Annotated in this window: 1 protein-coding gene; it reads right to left on the minus strand. The window is 40.8% G+C overall.

Annotated elements, in window-relative coordinates:
* A partial coding sequence (locus tag DXA93_RS17540; RefSeq protein WP_147399568.1) for a recombinase family protein occupies window positions 1-968 on the minus strand: 968 nt, incomplete at both ends.

Genomic DNA, 968 nt, shown 5'->3' on the forward strand with positions numbered 1-968 from the left:
TCGCTCCATTGTTTACGATATCCACATTTATGACCGTCTACCAGGCGACGATGTTTGCAGGCATAATAGAAATAATCCTTATATAAGGTTCCGTCTTTCTTTTTCTTTCGGTTCACATTCCCATACATACCGCTTCCACATAACGGGCATCTCAATATTCCGGATAAAATATGCTCATGCTCGAGACTATGTGTCTTTTCATATTTCACACCTGTTTTTTCCCGTTTTTGATGTGCCAGCTCCCAGTCTGTTTCCGAAATGATTCCTTCATGGATACCATCGTGTAACATATAATTTTCCTGCTTTACAATACGGTATTCATTTCTTGTACCAGATACTTTCTCATTCTTCCTTCGTCCATAAGCCAGCTTTCCACAGTATACCGGATTATCCAGAACGCCTTTTATAAATGAAGCGGCAAATGCGTCCAGTGTATTATTCTGTCGTTTTTTCTTTTTATATCCATGCTGGTTCAGCCATGCAGCAATCGCAGAAATTCCCATATTTGTATGAATAAATTTATCATAGATCAGACGAATAATCTCTGCTTCGTCCTCTGCGATCTGCAATTCTCCATTTACCAATTCATAGCCATATGGAGCAAACCCGCCGTTCCATTTTCCTTCCCTTGCTTTCTGCTTACGTCCTTCCATTGTCTGAACAAGGATATTCTCTCGTTCGATCTCTGCCACCGCAGACAGAACAGAAATCATCAGCTTTCCACTATCTTTTGAGCTGTCAATCCCATCTTCAACACAGATCAGATTCACTCCAAAATCCTGCATCCTCTGCAAAGAGTTTAATACATCTGCCGCATTACGACCGAATCTGGAAAGCTTGAACACCAGTACAAACTGTACCTCATCTGTTCCATTCTCAATATTATCTAACATTCTCTGAAATTCCGGTCTGCCCTCTACGCTCTTTCCAGACTTACCTTCATCGGAATACTCATTTACGATTTCCAT

This window comes from Blautia sp. OF09-25XD (assembly GCF_003482095.1).
Lineage (GTDB): Bacteria > Bacillota > Clostridia > Lachnospirales > Lachnospiraceae > Fusicatenibacter > Fusicatenibacter saccharivorans.